Raw genomic sequence first — 16,994 nt, 5'->3', positions numbered from 1 at the left:
CGGGACGGCACCCAAGGAGGGGAGTGTGCTTCTATGCGTCGACGTACCCTGCTGCGGGCGGCCCTGGTGGGCGGCGCGGGTGGCCTCTTGAGCGGTTCCGCGGCACCGGTCGCCGCCCAGCCCGGCCCCTTGCCCAGCCCGCTGGCACCGGGTGCCGCACCCCCGGCCCCGGAGGATGAGGCCGGGTGGGCGGCCATCGCCGCGGCCTATCCGCCGCGGCTGGCCAATGGCCTCATCAACCTTGAATACGGCGCCTTCGGCCAGATGCCCCTGGCCGTCCAGGCGGCCTACGAGCGCTACACCGCCAAGGTGAACCAGGAGGGCGCCACCTTCGTGCGCCGGGATTTCGTCGGCTATTATCAGGCGCTGCGCCAGCGCATCGCCGCCATGGTCCATGCCGACGCGGCGGAGATCGTCATCACCCGCAACGCCACCGAATCGCTGCAGGCGGTCATCGGCGGCTATGCCCGGCTCAAGCCCGGCGACGCCGTGCTGATGAGCGACCATGACTATGACAGTGCCCGCATGGCGGCGTCCTGGCTGGAACGGCGGCGGGGTGTCACCGTCATCAGCATCGATCTGCCCCATCCGGCGACCTACCAGGGCCTGATCGACGCCTATGACCAGGCGTTGGCGGCCCATCCCACCGTGCGGCTGATGCTGATGACCCATCTCAGCCACCGCGACGGCTTGCGCCAGCCGGTGCGCGAGATCGTGGCCATGGCGCGCCAGCGCGGCGTGGATGTGGTGGTGGACAGCGCCCAGGCCTGGGGCCAGGGCCCGGTGGACGTCCACGGCGACGGCGTCGACTTCGCCGTCTTCAACTTGCACAAATGGATCGGTGCCCCCCTGGGCGTGGGCGCGCTCTATATCCGCAAAGACCGCATCGCCGATATCGAGCCCTTCATGGGGGAGGAACCGTCGGAACGCGACCCCATCCTGGGCCGGGTGCACACCGGCATGGCCAACTTCGCGGCCCAGATGGCCGCCATCGACGCGCTGGACTTCCACAACGCCCTGGGCTCCGCCGTCGTCGGGGCCCGCCTGCGCCACCTGCGCGACCTCTGGGCCTTGCCGGCGCGGGACTTGGCCAACATCGAGGTGCTGACCCCCGACGACCCGCGCCTCTGCGCCGGCATGACCAGCTTCCGGGTGAAGGGCCAGACGACGCCGGCGGCCAACACCGCCCTGGCCGCCCGGCTGGTGGAGACGCACGGCCTGTTCACCGTGGTGCGCACCGGTCTGGCCGGTGGCGCCTGCCTGCGCGTGACCCCCGGCTTCAGCACCACGCCGGCCGATATGGCCAAGTTGGTGGAGGCGCTGAAGGAGGTTTGAGCCCGCGCCGTTTCACAGTGGTGGGTTCTTGATCTCCAGGCGCACCTGAGACAGCGACTTGGACGGGTTTTGAGCATCGCTTGGCGCCGGGGTGTCGAGCGCCATTTTGATCGTGACGTCGGTGTCATAACAGGTTGGTTGGACGGACAGGACCCCGTCCTCTCCACTCAGGGCCTCACGCGCCCCCTGAAAGACATTCTCCCTCATCGCCGTGCCGTTCACGGTGATGGCACTCAGAATATGGCTGCGCTTGGCCGGTGCCATGTCGAAGGTCACGGCGTAATGGGCCCGCCCGCAGGTGAATTCGAAAACCTGCCGCACCGGGGGCGTCGTCGGTTCGGGGATGATGCGGACGGTCGTCGAACCGGGGATGACTTTGACAGTGGTGTCCGCGCGGGCGGTGACACACGGGGCGGAAATGACCATCGCCATGAGAAAGGCGTAAGCTTTCATCGGTCCCATCCGGTCTCGGCGCGGCCGGGGCAAGGTCGCGCATCGTGCTGCATCTTGCAGCTATAGCGGGACCATGCTGGTATTTTTTCGCGCTGATGGTCAAGCCCGCCGGACTTCAAGCCTCCACGAATAGCTCTTCCGGCCGGCCGACATGGCGCAGCATGGATTGGCGCAGCTTGCCCATGGCGCGGTGCTCCAACTGGCGCACGCGCTCCTTGCTGACACCTAGCGTGTGGCCCAGTTCCTCCAGCGTGGCGCCGTCCTCGCGCAGGCGGCGGGCGGCGATTATGGTGCGCTCCCGGGGTGACAGGGTGTCCATGGCCTCGCTCAGCCAGGCGGTGCGGCTGCGGCTGTCCTTCAGGCCGATGACGATCTGCTCGGGCGAGGGGCCGTCGTCGGCCAGGAAATCCTGCCACTCTCCGCCCTCTTCGCTCAGCGGGTGGTTCAGGGACTGGTCGGTGGCGGTCAGGCGGATTTCCATGGTCTCCACCTCCTGCTCGCTCACGTCCAGCTCGCGGGCCACATGGCGGCGGCCCTCAAGGGTCAGCGAGGTGGCGGAGGGGTTGTTGTCGATGCGGGCGCGCAGGCGGCGCAGGTTGAAGAACAGCGACTTTTGCCCCGCCGTGGTTCCGGTGCGCACGATGGACCAGTTGCGCAGCACGAATTCCTGGATGGTGGAGCGGATCCACCAGGCGGCGTAGGTGGAGAAGCGCACCTCCCGCTCCGGCTCGAAGCGGCTGGCGGCCTGCATCAGGCCCAGGTTGCCCTCCTGCACCAGGTCGCCCAGGGGCAGGCCGTAGTTGCGGAAGCGGCTGGCGACGGCGATGACCAGGCGGGTGTGGGACGAGACCAGGGCGTGCAGCGCCTTTTCGTCCCGGTTCTGCTGCCAGCGGCGGGCCAGCTCGAACTCATGGTCACGGCTCAACAGCGGCGCCTTCATGGACGCCTTGATGAAGGACAAATTCGCCCGTTGGGTCTGAGGATCGTCGATGTGCGCCATGCTCCCCTCCATCTTGGCAGTCCCGGCATCGACCTCCGGCGGGGGCCCCGGCCGGGGTGGCCGGGCGTCCAGTCGGATGTCGGTCCCGGAGGGGCGTCCCGGTGGCCTATTCCGCCGGGTTGGCGCCCCACGTGGATTTGCGGGATCGATGGGACAGTAATGACCGATTGGGTCACTGAAATATCGCGGGAAAAAGTCGATCACCCACAGGGCATAACCCGGCCTCGCCTTAGGCCGGCCCAGGTCGTATTCGCCTATTACCACCACCAAAGGGTCTAATTTCTCTAAATTGATAGGATTGGTTGTCGCCCGCCGGGCTTATTCAGGGACTATACGCCCCTTCCAATAGGACCTTCGTCACCCTGGCGGAGGGCCTAGGCGCCCGGCTCAGCTTCCGCTTCCGTTAACATTGGACCCGTGGTGGCCGAATGACCTGGCGGTCCAATGTTAACAGACGCGGTGACCGCCCCGGATGCCACCCAACCCCTTGGCCGGATGTGTCAATCGCGGTGGGTGGGGCTGGATGTCGCACGTCCTGGGGTTGTGGCCCCCGCCGCCGCTCATCGGCACGTGGCGGGCGGTCGCGGTGCTGGCTGGTGGCCGGCCTATGCCTTCCGGTAAGGAGGGGCGGGGTGGTCGCCGGGTGCCGACGGCCCGTCTGATCGCCACCCCTATCTCTTTTGATCAGTGGTCGCCCACCGCCGGCGCACCAGCCGTCAGCCGCAGCGGGAGTAGCCGCAGGACAGGCAGGTGTCGCAGCCCTCCTGATGGACCAGGCTGGCCTGGCCGCAGCGGGGGCATTGGGCGGGCGGAACGGCGCCCTCCTCACCGGGGGCATGGGGACCCGGGGCGGCCGCCAGGGCCGAATCGGCGGCATTCTCGTGCACAGCCGGCAGGCCGCCCGCCCGCATCAGGAACCCGGTTTCCAGCAGGTGCCGCTCGATGACCTCGCCGATGGCGGCCAGCAGGGAGGGGACGTAGCGGCCCTTCATCCACTGCCCGCCGCGCGGGTCGAACACGGCCTTCAACTCCTCCACCACGAAGGCGACGTCGCCGCCGCGCCGGAACACGGCGGAGATCATGCGGGTCAGCGCCACCGTCCAGGCGTAATGCTCCATGTTCTTGGAGTTGATGAACACCTCGAACGGCCGCCGCCGCTCCTCGATCACGATGTCGTTGATGGTGATGTACAGCGCGTGGTCGCTGCCCGGCCAGCGCACCTTGTAGGTGGCGCCCACCAGCGTCTCCGGCCGGTCCAGGGGCACGGCCCCGCCGCCGCTGGGCGCCGGTTGGGCCGGTGGCGAGGTGTCCGGCAGGGGAATGTCCAGCGGGGGGGCGGGGGCGGCCGGTGCGGACAGCACCGATCCGGTGATGGCGTTGGGGCGATAGGTGGTGCAGCCCTTGCAGCCCAGGTCATAGGCTTGCAGGTAGACGTCCTTGAACGTCTCGAAATCCAGGTCCGCCGGGCAGTTGATGGTCTTGGAGATGGAACTGTCGACCTCGCCCTGCGCCGCCGCCTGCATCACCAGGTGGGCGGCCGGCGGCAGAGAGCCGGCATCGACGAAGCTGTCGGGCAGGGGGGCGTCGGGGCCGAAGGCCTGGCGGAAGCGGTGATAGGCGTGGTCGGTCACCCGTTCCACCGCGCGGGTCCCGTCCGGCTGCAGAATGGCGCGGTCATACTCCCAGGTGAACACCGGCTCGATGCCCGACGACACGTTGCCCGCCAGCAGGGAGATGGTGCCGGTGGGCGCGATGGAGGTCAGCAGGGCGTTGCGCACGCCGTGCCGTTCCACCGCCGCCCGGGTCACATCGTCCAGGCCCTGGATCATCGGCCGGCTGAGGTATTGATCCCGGTCATACAGGGGGAAGGCCCCCTTTTCCGCCGCCAGGCCGGCGCTGGCGCGGTAGGCGTGGCGGCGCACCGCGCCCAGCCATTGGCGCGTCAGCTCGACGGCCCTCTGCGTGCCATAGCGCACGCCGCACAGGATCAGGGCGTCGGCCAGCCCCGTGACGCCCAGGCCGATGCGGCGCTTGGCCCGTGCCTCCGCCTGCTGGGCGGGCAGGGGGAAGCGCGAGACGTCGATGGCGTTGTCCAGCATGCGCACCGCCACCGGCACCACCCGGGCCAGCCGGTCCAGGTCCAGATGGGCGTCCGGGGTGTAGGCGTCCACCACCAGGGCCGCCAGGTTGACGGAGCCCAGCAGGCAGGCGCCATAGGGGGGCAGCGGCTGCTCCCCACAGGGGTTGGTGGCGCTGATCACCTCCACCCCGCCCAGGTTGTTCTGGGCGTTGATGCGGTCGATGAAGATGACGCCGGGCTCGGCGTAGTCATAGGTCGCCCGCATGATGCGGTCCCACAGGTCGCGCGCCCGCAGCCGGCGCCAGACGGTGCCCTCGAACACCAGGTCCCAGGGGCCGTCTTCGCGCACCGCGGCGATGAAGGGGTCCGTCACCAGGACCGACAGGTTGAACATGCGCAGGCGGCCGGGGTCGCGCTTGGCGTCGATGAACATCTCGATATCGGGATGGTCGCAGCGCAGGGTGGCCATCATGGCGCCCCGGCGGTTGCCGGCGCTCATGATGGTGCGGCACATGGCGTCCCACACATCCATGAACGAGATGGGGCCGGAGGCGTCCGCCCCCACCCCCGCCACTGGCGCCCCTCGGGGCCGGAGGGTGGAGAAGTCGTAGCCGATGCCGCCCCCCTGCTGCAGGGTCAGCGCCGCCTCGCGCAGGGCGGCGAAGATGCCGCCCATGTCGTCGGGCACCGTGCCCATGACGAAGCAGTTGAACAGGGTGACGCTGCGTCCCGTCCCGGCCCCGGCCAGGATGCGCCCGGCGGGCAGGAAGGCGAAGTCGCGCAAGGCCTCGTGAAACTGGGGTTCCCACAGGGCCGGGTCGCGCTCGGCCGCCGCCAGCGCCTTGGCCACCCGGCGCCAGGTCTCGTCCACCGTCCGGTCGTGGGGTGTGCCGTCCGGCCCCTTGAACCGGTACTTCATGTCCCAGACCTGGCAGGAGATGGCCGGCCAGTCGGCCGGGGACCCGGGGGGCGCGTCCGCCCCGGGGATTGCCGTCGCCTGACCCTCACGCCCGACCATGCGCACCCTCCGGTCCCGGATGATTGATCGCCGGTCAAGGGTAGGCCGGTGGCCAGGGGCGGTCAACGGCGCCCCCAGCTTATGCGGAAAGGGCCGTCAGCCGGCCGTGGTGGGGACCGCGGCCAGGGGCGGCGCGTTGGCCGGGCGTTCCGTCGGGGGCCCGCCGGCCGCCATCACCAGGCGGTCGGTGGCGGTTTCCAGCACCGCTTCCAGCCGGGCCAGCGCCGCTTCCTTGGTCAGGCCCGGGGGGATGGGCGGCAGGAACTCGATGACGATGGTGCCGGGGCGGCGCAGGAACTTGTGCCGGGGCCAGTACAGCCCGGAATTCAGCGCCATGGGCACCAGCGGCACGCCCAGGTTTTCATACAGCAGGGCGATGCCCACCTTGTAGGGCCGCCAGGCGCCCACGGCGGTGCGGGTGCCTTGGGGGAAGATGACAATGGGCCGGCCTTCCGCCACGCGCTCCTTCGCCCCTTTCAGCAGCGACTGGATGGCGGCGCCGCGTCTGCCCCGGTCCACGGCGATCATGCGCGCCTTGGCGGCGTACCAGCCCCAGATGGGGATGTAGGTCAGCTCCTTCTTCAGGACGATGGCGGGATCGTCCATCAGCAGGTGCAGCTTCATCGTCTCCCACATCGACTGGTGCTTGGCGCCCACCAGGAAGGCGCCCGAGGTGGGCAGATGCTCCCGCCCGCGCACCTCGTACTTCAGGCCGATGATGACACGCTCCCAGAAGTTCAGGGTGCGCATATAGCCCCGGATGCCCCAGATCATGGTGCGGTGGGGTGCCACCAGGGTCCACAGCAGGCCGAAGCACCACAGCGTCGTCCAGATGTAGAAGACGATGTTGAAGACCAGGGATCGCAGAACCAGCATCGCCCTTAACCACATGACCGGGGTTGACCGATGCAGGGATAGTGCGTGGACGCCCCCCTGTCCACTCTTCGGCTTCCATTCTTCGGCTACAGTCCCAGGGCGTGGCGCAGGAAGGCCACCAGGTACTTGTCGTATTCGCTGACGATCAGGCCGGCGGTGCCGCGCCAGTGCCACCAGCCGTCCAGGCGCACGTTGGGCGGCTGCACCGCGTGGGGCACGATGCGCACGTCGGGCAGGGCGTGGCGGAACTCCACCAGGCTGCGCGGCATGTGATAGTTGGCGGTGACCAGGCGCAGGGAATGATACCCCTCGGCCTGCATCCACCGCGCCGTCTCCGCGGCGTTGCCCACCGTGTCGTCGGCGCTGTAGCCCAGCACCACGCAGCATTCCAGCGCCGCCGGCGTCGCCTGCGATAGGCGCAGCAGCGCGCGCACGTCCACGCCGCGATAGACGCCGGAAATGAACAGCTTCTGCGCCCGGCCGGCGGCCAGAAGGTCGAAGCCGGTTTCCAGTCGTTCGCTGCCGCCGGTCAGCACCACGATGGCGTCGGTGGCGGCGGTCGCATCCTCCGGCGCGCGGGGGATGTTGGCGGCGAAGGTCAGCAATCCCCCGACCCACAGGACGCCCAGGGCGGCGCCCAGGCCGGTCAGCCGGCGCAGGCGCTGCCACAGGCGGGCGCCGGTCGCCACGGGGGGCGGGACCGCCGCTTCCGCTTGCGACAGGGGCGCCCAGGGGGCGTCACGGCAGCCGCTCCAACGCGCGCAGCACGGTCAGCCGCGCGCTGATGGCGGCCAGGGCCCCGGCGACCACGGGGACAGCGGCCAGGACCAGCCATTGTGGCGGCGCCAGGGTCAGGGGCGGCAGCAGCGTGCCCTCCACCGTACGCGACAGCAGCGACAGGATGGCCAGCGTAACCAGCGCCACCGCCGTGCCCCCGATGCCGCCGGTCAGCGACAGGCGCAGGATATGGCGCTGGAACTGGTCGGCCACATGGCTGTCGGTGGCGCCCATGACATGCAGCAGGTCCACCTCCTCCTGGTGCATGGCCAGGCCCGCCTTGGCGGCGAACACCACCACGGCCACGGCCGCCCCGCCGATCAGCGCCACGATGACCAGGGCCACGGCCTCCACCAGCCGGGCCAGGCGGCGCAGGTCGCGCAGCCATACGCCCGGTTCCTCCACCGATGTGCCGGGGATGGCGGTGGCCAGGCGCTGGCGCAGGGCTGCGACATCGACGGCGGGGCCGGCGGTGACGTCGATCAGGGCCGGCAGGGGCAGGTCCTGCAGCAGGGCGCCGTCGCCCAGCCACGGCTCCACCAAGCGGGCGGCGTCGGCCATGGGCACGGGACGGGCGTTGATGATGCCGGGCACCCCGCCCAGCGCGTGCAGCACCATCTGCACCCGTTCGTCCAGGGACGCGGGCGTGCCATCGTCCTTCTTCACGTCCGCCACGGGGCTGACCTGTAGGGTCAGGCTGCCCTCCAGCCCGCTGTCCCAGCGCTGAGCCCAGCCGGACAGCAGCTGGGCCGCCGCGACGGCCAGGGTGGACAGGAACACCATCAGGGCGATCAGCCAGGGCAGGAATTGGCCCGTGGCATCGCGGCGGAGGGATAGGACGGCAGGGCCGCGCCGGCTCATGGGGACTGGCCTCTCCAGGGATGGGACGGACCCTAGTGATGGCACGGCCGGGTGGCGGGCGTCCAGCCGTGTCCGCCCGGCCAATCCACCCCTGCGGCATCGGGGCCCACCTTGCGCATCCCCGACCTTTTCGTTTAAGTCTAGAAGGCCTTTCAAGGATTTCGGCCTGGCCCTGCCTCTCATGATAACAACCTGCCCGTCCTGCGCCACGCGCTTCCGGGTCGACGACGCCTTGCTGGGCCGTGGTCGCCGCGTGCGGTGCAGTGCCTGCGGTTCGGTCTGGCACCAGGTGCCGGAATCGGCCGGGCGCCCCATGGCCCCCGCCGATGACGATGGGGATGACTGGATGTCCCCCCGGCCCTCATCCTCCTCCTTCGCCGACCTCGCGGCGGCCATGGAGCGGGAGACGGCCTACGACACCCTGACCATGGCGGAGGAAGAGGCGGCCCCGGCCCCCATGTCCCTGGGACGCCTGCGCCCGGCTGGCGGTTCCGTACTCCCCGAGCCTGAGGAAAAGCAGCGGCGCCTGTTCGCGGTTCTGCGCTGGGGGGCCCTGGCGGCGGTGGTCGTCGGCGGCATCGCTGGCCTGGCGGTGGAGCGTGACGCCGTGGTCGACGCCTGGCCCGCCGCCGCCCGCCTCTATGACACCCTCGGCTTCGGTGTGGAGCCGCCGGGCGCTGGGCTGGAGATGGTGGACAGCAAGACGGAATTCCGCGACGTCGAGGGCACGTCCATGCTGTTCATCGACATCACGGTGCAGAACAAGTCCGACCGCCAGCGCGCGGTGCCGGACCTCATGGCCTCGGCCCTGGGGGCCGATGGCAAGCCCTTCCAGCGGTGGCGCATGCAGCCCAAGGCCCGCCGCCTGTTCCCCGGCGAGAAGACCGTCTACCACGGCAACATCGTGGAAAAAGGCGGCCAGGCAACCCAGATCCGCCCGGAATTCGTGCTGCCGAACTGAGGGAAACCTCAGAACCGCTTCAGCAGCCGGTCGATGTAGTCCAGCTCTTCCTTCGGTCGGCCGGCTTCGCCGGCGCGGCGGCGCAGTTCTTCCAGGATCTCGCGGGCGCGCTGCAGGTCCCCATGGTCGGGGATCTTGACGCTGTCGGTGCTGGTCGCACCCTGGCCGGTCATCTGGCGGCCCAGCGGGTCGGTGTTCTGGCCCCGGCCGTTGCTGGCGTTGCGGGGGGCCACGCGGGTGCCCCGGCCCATCTGGCGGGCCATCTGCTGCGCCATGCCCTTCAGCCCGTCCTGCAGCGCCTCCAGCGCCCGGCCCTGGGCCTCCACCGCGTCCTCGGGCGATCCCTCCGACAGGGCGCGGCCGGCCTGGCCCATGGCGCGGTCCGCCTTGTCCAGGGGGGAGGGCGCCTGGCCGGGGCCCTGGCCGCCGCCGTTGCCGTTCTCCTGCCCGCCGGGCTGATCCTGTCCCTGCTGGCCATCCTCTTGCTGATCCTGGGCCTGGCCCTCATCCTGCGGGCCGGCCTGCTGCCCCTGCTGCTGCATCAGGGCCTGCAACTCGCGGCGCAGCGCGTCCTGCTGCTTGGCCAGATCGCGGGCCGTGGCCTCCGCCGACGGGTCGCGCGGCGGCTGGCGGGGGGCGGCGCCCTGGCGGTTGGGGGTGGAGCGGTTGGGGCCATCGCCCCGGGTGCCGGGCTGCTGCGGCTGGCTATCCTCGTCTTCGCCCCGGTCGCCCTGGCGGAAGGTCTGGTCCATCAGCTCGCGCTGGCGCTTGGTCAGGTCCTGCAATTTCTCCAGCGTCTGCAGGGCCTGCCGCATCTGCTGCTGCTCCGCCTCCGTCGGCGGCTTTTGCGGGCCGGTCTGGACGCTTTCCATCAGGTCTTGCATCTGGTCCAGCATCTTGCGCGCGGCGTCGCGGGCGCCGGTCTGGGCCATCTGCTCCAGCTGCTGCATCATCTGGCCCATGTCGATGGTCTGGGCGTTCTGCTCGTCGGGCGGGGTGCCCGCCTGTCCCGGCTGCTGGTCGCTCTTCTCCGCCAGCGCCTGCATGTAGCGGTTCAGCGCGGCTTTCAGCGCGTCCAGGTCACGGCGGATTTCCGCTTCCGACGCGTTGCGGTCCAGGGCGTCGGCCAGGCGCTGGCGGGCGTCGCGCAGCTCCGTCTCCGCCGAGGCCAGGCTGCCGTCCTCGATGGTCAGCGCCGTGTCCCACAACAGGTCGGCCACGTCGCTGATCGACCGCGCGTCGTCGTTCAGGCCCAGGTGGCGGGCGGCGGCATACAGCGCCATGAACACGGTTGGATTGCCGGCATAGCTGTCCAGCTCACCCGCCAGGCCCAGCAGGGCGTTGGCGGCGGGCTTGCGCGCCTCCTCCCCCTGGTCCAGCAGGGTGCGGCGCTGGGCGATCACGGCCTTGGCCGTGGGGTTGTTGAACACCCGTTCCGGCAGGGTGGTGGTCTGGGTGTCGCTGGTCGCCGTCTGGCCGGCGGTGTCCGTGGCCGTCAGTTGGATGGTCACGGGCTGCCCCGCCCAGGGGCTGGCCGTCAGGTCGAAATAGCCGCTGGCGTTGGCCACCACCGGCGTGCCGGCAGCGGACGCCTCGCGGCTGGGCCGGGCGGGCACCGGCAGCGTCAGCACCAGCGGTTCCACCGGCACGCCTTCGGGGCGGGTGGTCGGGGTCACGGTGGCGGTGACGCTGGCGATGCCATAGTCGTCGGCGGCGGTGTAGTCCAGGCGCAGGGCATAGCGCTCGGTGGCGCTGGGCTTCTCGCGGAAGGCGATGGCCGGCGGCTCGTCGGCCACCACGCGGATCGTCCAGCTGCCCAGGGTGCGGCCCCGGTCGGTGATGGTGACGCGCTGCCCCCCGGCGCACCCGGGCGGAGCATGACGGTGCGGCTGGCCTGGAAGCCGCCGGTGGCGGCCGGGTCCAGGGGCCGCGCGTCGTCGTCCACCAACAGGGTGGGCGCGCGGTGGTGGGGTCCCAGGCGGGCGGTGAGGGTGGCGCCGGCGGGCACGGAGATGGCGGCGTCGTTGTCGGTCGGTGCGCCAGCCCGGCCCCGGTGCGTCAGGAACTGCGGCGGCAACCCGGTCGATTCGGGTGGGGAGATCCAGACGTCCAGATCCGCCTCCGCACCCGGGGGCGGCGCCTCGAACCCGGGGTCCAGCGCCTCGATCAGGCGGGGGCGCCAGTCGCCCCAGGCCATCACGGCGGCGACGACCAGCAGCAGGGCCGGGACATGGCGCAGGGCCCAAGGGTCGCGGCTGGGCAGATCCAGCGCCGGCCCGCGGACTCGAAGGGACGCCAGGCCGCGCCGCGCCCGCTCCTGCGCCGCCTGCCACAGGGCGGCGGCGGGGCCCTCCGGCCCACCCCCTCCCTGGCTTACGGGCGTGTCGATCAGCAGGTCGAAGGGCCGGTGGCGCAGGCCGCTGTCCCGCTCCAGCCGGCGGAACACGGCGTCCCGGTCGGGCAGGCGCAAGCCGCGCAGGCGGCGGACCAGCAGGGTGATGATGGCGGCGGCGAAGGCGGCCAGCACCAGGCCGTGCGCCCAGGGCGGCAGGTGGGGCAGGGCGCCGGACCACGCCAGCGCCAGACCCAGCATCAGCACGCTGGGCAGGGGCCACAGCCGCAGGCCGACCCGCTCCGCCGCCAGCGACAGCCAGGCGGCGCGCAAGGGGTGGCGCCAGGGCTTCAGCGGCGGCGGGACCAGGGGAAGGCGGGCGCGGTTGGGCAGGGGCACGACAATACCCGTGGGCGCGGCGGCGTCCGATGCCTCCTGCCGTTCCTTCCGGGATTTCAGTGCCCTCTCAGCCATGCCGTCGGTGCCCTTTCGGCCGCTGTGTCCTCTCGGGTGAGCCCTATGCCCTGCGCCTTAAAGGTGGCGCCATTGCGGCGTCACGTCCAGGGCCAGCATTTCCTCGAACGTCTGGCGGCGGCGGATGACCGCCCACTGTCCGTCATCCACCAGCACTTCCGCCACCAGGGGGCGGGAGTTGTAGGTGGACGACATGGCGGCACCGTACGCCCCGGCGGTCATGAACGCCACCAGTTCGCCCTGGGCCACCGGCGGCAGCGGCCGCTGGCGGGCGAAGGTGTCGCCCGTCTCGCAGATGGGGCCGACCACGTCCATGGGGGAAAGCGGGGCGTCGGCCGCCGGTTCCAACACCGGACTGATGCCATGGTAGGCGTCGTAGAGCGTGGGGCGCATCAGGTCGTTCATGGCCGCGTCCACGATCAGGAAACGGCGGTGCAGCCCTTCCTTGACGTAGATGACGCGGGCCAGCAGCACGCCGGCGTCGCCCACCAGCGAGCGGCCCGGCTCCAGCGTCAGGCGGCACCCGAGATTGCCCAGGCGCTTGCGCACGATGCCGGCATAGGCGTCATGGTCCGGCGCCGTCTCGCCCTGGTAGGGTACGCCCAGGCCGCCGCCCAAATCCAGCCGCTCCACCTTCAGGCCCGCCTCGCGGGTGGCGATCACCAGGTCCGACAGATGGCCGTAGGCGTCGTCATAGGGGCTGATGTTCAGCAACTGCGACCCGATGTGGACGGCGTAGCCCTTGGGCGCCAGGCCGGGCAGGCTGCAGGCCTTGGCATAGGCCGCCACGGCGTGGCCCAGGTCGATGCCGAACTTGTCCTCCTTGCGGCCCGTGGCGATCTTGCCATGGGTGCCGGCGTCCACGTCCGGGTTGATGCGCAGGGCCACCGGGGCGGTGCGGCCCAGCGCCGTCGCCACGGCCGACAGGGCCTCCAGCTCCGGCAGGCTTTCCACGTTGATCTGGTGGATGCCGGCCACCAGGGCCGCCGCCAGCTCGTCGCGGGTCTTGCCCACGCCGGAGAACACCACCTTTTCCGGCGGCACGCCGGCGGCCAGCGCGCGGCGCATCTCTCCTTCCGACACCACGTCGGCGCCGGCGCCCAGGCGGGCGAACAGGCTGATGATGGATTGGTTGGAATTGGCCTTCAGGGCGAAGCACACGTCCACCGGGTCGCGGGCGAAGGCGCGGGCATAGGCCTGGTAATTGGCCCGCAGGCGGCTGGCGGCATAGACATAGACGGGGCTGCCGACGGCCTCCGCCAACCGGTCCAGGGGAACGCCGTCGGCGGTCAGAACGCCGGAAACATAGGAGAAGGCCATGGAGATCCGAACCGTCGCGTAAGCTGGCCCCCGGGCTAGGGGGCCCGTGCCCTTACTGGGGCGTTGAGGAAGAGGTGCTCGCGGGGGTGTTGGTGGTGGTTCCCCCCATCATAGGCCCGCTGTTGCTGATGACCGGGCTGTCCGGCATCACGCCGTAGGGGGTCGCCGGCTGGATGGTGGCCGGCGTGGTGCCCGGCTGATCAACCGAACTGGGCAGCGCCTCTTTCGCGTTGGGCTGCGGGTCCAGCTTGGGGCTGGGATAGAAATTCAGGGGATGGTCCTCCCCATCCGGGGTGTCCAGGGTGTGGGCGATCTTGCCACAGCCCGACAGCGCCAGGGCGGCGGCGGTCAGGCCGCTGATCAGCAGAACCCGGGTATAGGGGGTTTTCATCGGGGGCATCCTCACAGGAACCGTTGCCGGGCGGCCGACACCGCCGCCCGAACCCGTTCCGGCGCCGTGCCGCCGAAGCTGGTGCGGCTGGCGACGGAGGCTTCCAGGCTCAGCACGGCATAGACCTCATCGGTGATGCGGGCGTCCACGCCCTTCATGGCATCCAGTGGCACGTCCGACAGGCCGCATCCCCGTTCCTCGGCCAGGCGGACGATGCGGCCGGTGACATGATGCGCCTCGCGGAAGGGCAGGCCAAGGCGGCGGACCAGCCAGTCGGCCAGATCGGTGGCCGTGGGGAAGCCCGCCTCCACCGCGCGGCGCATGGCGGCGGGGTCGGGCGTCATGTCCTGGATCATCCCGGTGGTGGCCGCCAGGCACAGCGCCAGCGTATCGTCGGCCTCGAACACCGGTTCCTTGTCTTCCTGCATGTCCTTGGAATAGGCCAGCGGCAGGCCCTTCATGACCACCAGCAGGCCGGACAGCGCGCCCATGACGCGGCCGCACTTGGCGCGGACCAGCTCGGCCGCGTCCGGGTTCTTCTTCTGCGGCATGATGGAACTGCCGCTGGTGAAGGCGTCAGACAGGCGGATGAAGCGGAACTGGCTCGTGCACCACAGCACGATCTCCTCCGCCAGGCGCGACAGGTGCATGGCGCAGATGCTGGCGGTGGCCAGGTAGTCCAGGGCGAAATCGCGGTCGGACACGGCGTCCAGCGAATTGGCCGTGGGCCGGTCGAAGCCCAGGGCGGCGGCCGTGGCCTCGCGGTCGATGGGATAGGGCGTGCCGGCCAGGGCGGCGCTGCCCAATGGGCATTCGTTCAGGCGGGCGATGGCGTCGCGCACCCGGGCGCGGTCGCGGCCCAGCATCTCCACATAGGCCAGCAGATGGTGGCCGAAGGTCACCGGCTGGGCCGTCTGCAGGTGGGTGAAGCCCGGCATGATGGTGTCGACGTTGCGGTCGGCCTGCTCGATCAAGGCCGCCTGCAGCGCCTTCATGTCGCCGTCCAGGCGCTGCAGGGCGCCGCGCACCCACAGCTTGAAGTCGGTCGCCACCTGGTCGTTGCGCGAGCGCGCGGTGTGCAGGCGGCCGGCCGGCTCACCGATCAATTCCTTCAGGCGGGACTCCACGTTCATGTGGATGTCCTCATGCTCCGTCTTGAAGACGAAGCGGCCGTCACGGATTTCCTCGGCCACCTGGTCCAGGCCCGTCAGGATGGCGTCGGCGTCGGCCTTGGTGATGATGCCCTGGGCGGCCAGCATGGTGGCGTGCGCCTTGGACCCGGCGATGTCCTGTGCCCACAGCTTCTTGTCGAAGCCGATGGACACGTTGATGCGCTCCATGATCTCCGACGGGCCACGGCTGAAACGGCCGCCCCACAGCTCGTTTACCGCGCCGGTCGCTGCGGCATTCTGGTCGGGCGTGGCGTTTTCCAGGGTCGCGGGAGTTGACGTCATCGGGGCTCGGGGACCAATTGTAGCGGGGCCCACGGGGGGCCGGTGGAACGAGGGTGATGGCAAGAATGGCGATTTTGCGGTTTCTCGCAAGGATTGGCGTGGTCGCGTCGGTCGTTTTCTGCGCTGGTGCGGCATGCGCGGCCGGTAATGCGCCCCCGGTCCTGAAGGGCGGCATCACCCCCTTCACCGAAACCCCGGACCATCCCCAGGTTCCCGACCTGGCGCTGACCCGCCCCGATGGCAGCGGCATCCACCTGTCGGATCTGAAGGGCCACCTGGTGCTGCTGAACCTGTGGGCCACCTGGTGCGGCCCCTGCGTCCAGGAACTGCCGTCCCTGGACAAGCTGCAGGGCGCCCTGGGCGACAAGAGCTTCGAGGTCGTGGCCCTGTCGCTGGACCGGGGCGGCGCGCGCGTGGTGACACCCTTCATCCAGAACCACGGCATCACCCATCTGGCGACGTGGCTGGACCCCAAAAGCACGGCCATGTCCGTGCTGAAGCCGCGCGGCCTGCCCACCACCCTGCTGATCGACGCCCAGGGGCGGGAGATCGGCCGCCTGGAGGGCGACGCCGACTGGAACTCCCCCGAGGCGCAGGCGCTGATCAAGTTCTACAGGAAATGATAAAAGCCCGGCGCCGGTGGGATCCGGCGCCGGGCTTTTATCAATTAGGCATTGGCCCCCAGCGTGTCGGGCCTTTAACGGGTAGGCCGGGGCGTGTCGCCGGAATAGTCATAGAAGCCCCGGCCGACCTTGCGGCCCAGCCAGCCGGCTTCGACATACTTCACCAGCAGCGGGCAGGGCCGGTATTTGCTGTCGGCCAGGCCCTCGTACAGCACCTGCATCACCGACAGGCAGGTGTCGAGGCCGATGAAGTCCGCCAGTTCCAGCGGCCCCATGGGGTGGTTGGCGCCCAGCTTCATGGCGGTGTCGATGGCCTCGACCGAGCCCACGCCCTCATACAGGGTGTAGACCGCCTCATTGATCATGGGCTGCAGCACGCGGTTGACGATGAAGGCGGGGAAGTCCTCCGACACGGCGGGGGTCTTGCCCAGCTTGAAGGTCAGCTCGCGGATGGCCTGGTAGGTTTCTTCATCCGTGGCGATGCCCCGGATGATCTCCACCAGTTGCATCACCGGCACCGGGTTCATGAAATGCATGCCGATGAACTTGTGCGGCCGATCGGTGCAGGCCGCCAGCCGGGTGATGGAGATGGAGGAGGTGTTGGTGGCGACCAGCGCCTCGGCCTTCAGGTGCGGCACCAGATCCTTGAAGATGCCGCGCTTGATGTCCTCGTTCTCGGTCGCGGCCTCGATCACCAGGTCGCAGTCGCCCAGCGTGGCCATGTCCGTGCCGGTCGAGATGCGGGCCAGGGCCTCATCCTTCTCCGGCTCGGTGATCTTGCCCTTGGCCACCTGGCGATCCAGGTTCTTCTCAAGGGTCTGCATGGCCCGGGAGAGCGACTCCGGGCTGGTGTCCATCAGGCGGACCGTATGGCCGGACAGCGATGTCACCTGGGCGATGCCCGTGCCCATCTGCCCCGAACCGATGATGCCGATCGTGCGTATCATGGTGTCTGTCCTTGCAAGGCCACCCTGGCGGGGCCCCGCCGAATACGGCCGGCGGGGCCCTTAACAAGAGGCAGGATAGGGTGTTGAACGGG

The 16,994-nt window shown here is 70.1% G+C and carries 14 protein-coding genes and 1 pseudogene; 3 read left to right on the top strand and 12 right to left on the bottom strand.

Going from position 1 to position 16,994, the window contains the following annotated elements:
- The first annotated feature begins 33 nt into the window (after window positions 1-33).
- Complete coding sequence (locus ULB03_RS04515) at window positions 34-1,335, top strand: aminotransferase class V-fold PLP-dependent enzyme (protein WP_322482083.1); 1,302 nt, start codon at window positions 34-36, stop codon at window positions 1,333-1,335.
- Between the two features lie 12 nt (window positions 1,336-1,347).
- Here the strand turns inward: ULB03_RS04515 and ULB03_RS04510 are convergent, their stop codons facing one another.
- From ULB03_RS04510 to ULB03_RS04485, 6 genes are all read right to left on the bottom strand, one after another.
- A complete protein-coding gene (locus ULB03_RS04510) occupies window positions 1,348-1,788 on the bottom strand; it encodes a hypothetical protein (protein WP_322482082.1) in 441 nt (146 codons plus the stop codon).
- 115 nt (window positions 1,789-1,903) lie between these two features.
- Window positions 1,904-2,788, bottom strand: a complete 885-nt coding sequence (locus ULB03_RS04505) for an RNA polymerase factor sigma-32 (protein WP_322482081.1) — start codon at window positions 2,786-2,788, stop codon at window positions 1,904-1,906.
- A 716-nt stretch (window positions 2,789-3,504) separates the two neighbouring features.
- Entirely contained in the window at window positions 3,505-5,886 is a 2,382-nt protein-coding gene (locus ULB03_RS04500; protein WP_416211020.1) for an adenosylcobalamin-dependent ribonucleoside-diphosphate reductase, read from the bottom strand.
- Between the two features lie 96 nt (window positions 5,887-5,982).
- Window positions 5,983-6,762, bottom strand: a complete 780-nt coding sequence (locus ULB03_RS04495; protein ID WP_322482080.1) for a lysophospholipid acyltransferase family protein — start codon at window positions 6,760-6,762, stop codon at window positions 5,983-5,985.
- Between the two features lie 86 nt (window positions 6,763-6,848).
- Complete coding sequence (locus ULB03_RS04490) at window positions 6,849-7,451, bottom strand: YdcF family protein (protein WP_322482079.1); 603 nt, start codon at window positions 7,449-7,451, stop codon at window positions 6,849-6,851.
- A 49-nt stretch (window positions 7,452-7,500) separates the two neighbouring features.
- Window positions 7,501-8,400, bottom strand: a complete 900-nt coding sequence (locus ULB03_RS04485) for a cell division protein FtsX (RefSeq protein WP_322482078.1) — start codon at window positions 8,398-8,400, stop codon at window positions 7,501-7,503.
- 181 nt (window positions 8,401-8,581) lie between these two features.
- Between ULB03_RS04485 and ULB03_RS04480 the strand changes: the two genes are divergently transcribed.
- On the top strand, window positions 8,582-9,361 hold the full coding sequence (locus tag ULB03_RS04480) for an MJ0042-type zinc finger domain-containing protein (RefSeq protein WP_322482077.1): 780 nt from the start codon (window positions 8,582-8,584) through the stop codon (window positions 9,359-9,361).
- A gap of 8 nt (window positions 9,362-9,369) precedes the next feature.
- On the opposite strand, the gene ULB03_RS04475 is transcribed toward ULB03_RS04480, so the two are convergent.
- The 5 genes and pseudogenes from ULB03_RS04475 to argH form a co-directional block, all read right to left on the bottom strand.
- Window positions 9,370-11,157, bottom strand: coding sequence for a DUF4175 domain-containing protein (locus ULB03_RS04475; RefSeq protein ID WP_322482076.1), 1,788 nt, complete (start codon window positions 11,155-11,157; stop codon window positions 9,370-9,372).
- 137 nt (window positions 11,158-11,294) lie between these two features.
- A pseudogene (locus ULB03_RS04470) lies at window positions 11,295-12,167 on the bottom strand (DUF4175 family protein); the annotation flags it as partial.
- Window positions 12,168-12,224: 57 nt separating this feature from the next.
- Window positions 12,225-13,487, bottom strand: coding sequence for a diaminopimelate decarboxylase (lysA, locus tag ULB03_RS04465; protein ID WP_322482075.1), 1,263 nt, complete (start codon window positions 13,485-13,487; stop codon window positions 12,225-12,227).
- 52 nt (window positions 13,488-13,539) lie between these two features.
- Window positions 13,540-13,878, bottom strand: a complete 339-nt coding sequence (locus tag ULB03_RS04460) for a hypothetical protein (RefSeq protein WP_322482074.1) — start codon at window positions 13,876-13,878, stop codon at window positions 13,540-13,542.
- 11 nt (window positions 13,879-13,889) lie between these two features.
- Complete coding sequence (gene argH, locus ULB03_RS04455) at window positions 13,890-15,311, bottom strand: argininosuccinate lyase (RefSeq protein WP_416211137.1); 1,422 nt, start codon at window positions 15,309-15,311, stop codon at window positions 13,890-13,892.
- Between the two features lie 119 nt (window positions 15,312-15,430).
- On the opposite strand from argH, the gene ULB03_RS04450 reads away from it, so the two are divergent.
- Entirely contained in the window at window positions 15,431-15,955 is a 525-nt protein-coding gene (locus ULB03_RS04450) for a TlpA disulfide reductase family protein (RefSeq protein WP_322482072.1), read from the top strand.
- 74 nt (window positions 15,956-16,029) lie between these two features.
- On the opposite strand, the gene ULB03_RS04445 is transcribed toward ULB03_RS04450, so the two are convergent.
- On the bottom strand, window positions 16,030-16,902 hold the full coding sequence (locus tag ULB03_RS04445) for a 3-hydroxybutyryl-CoA dehydrogenase (RefSeq protein WP_145732687.1): 873 nt from the start codon (window positions 16,900-16,902) through the stop codon (window positions 16,030-16,032).
- Window positions 16,903-16,994: the final 92 nt, after the last annotated feature.

Origin of the sequence: Nitrospirillum goiasense, from assembly GCF_034427435.1 — a bacterium.
Lineage (GTDB): Bacteria > Pseudomonadota > Alphaproteobacteria > Azospirillales > Azospirillaceae > Nitrospirillum.
This window is presented reverse-complemented; position numbering and strand designations above follow the sequence as displayed.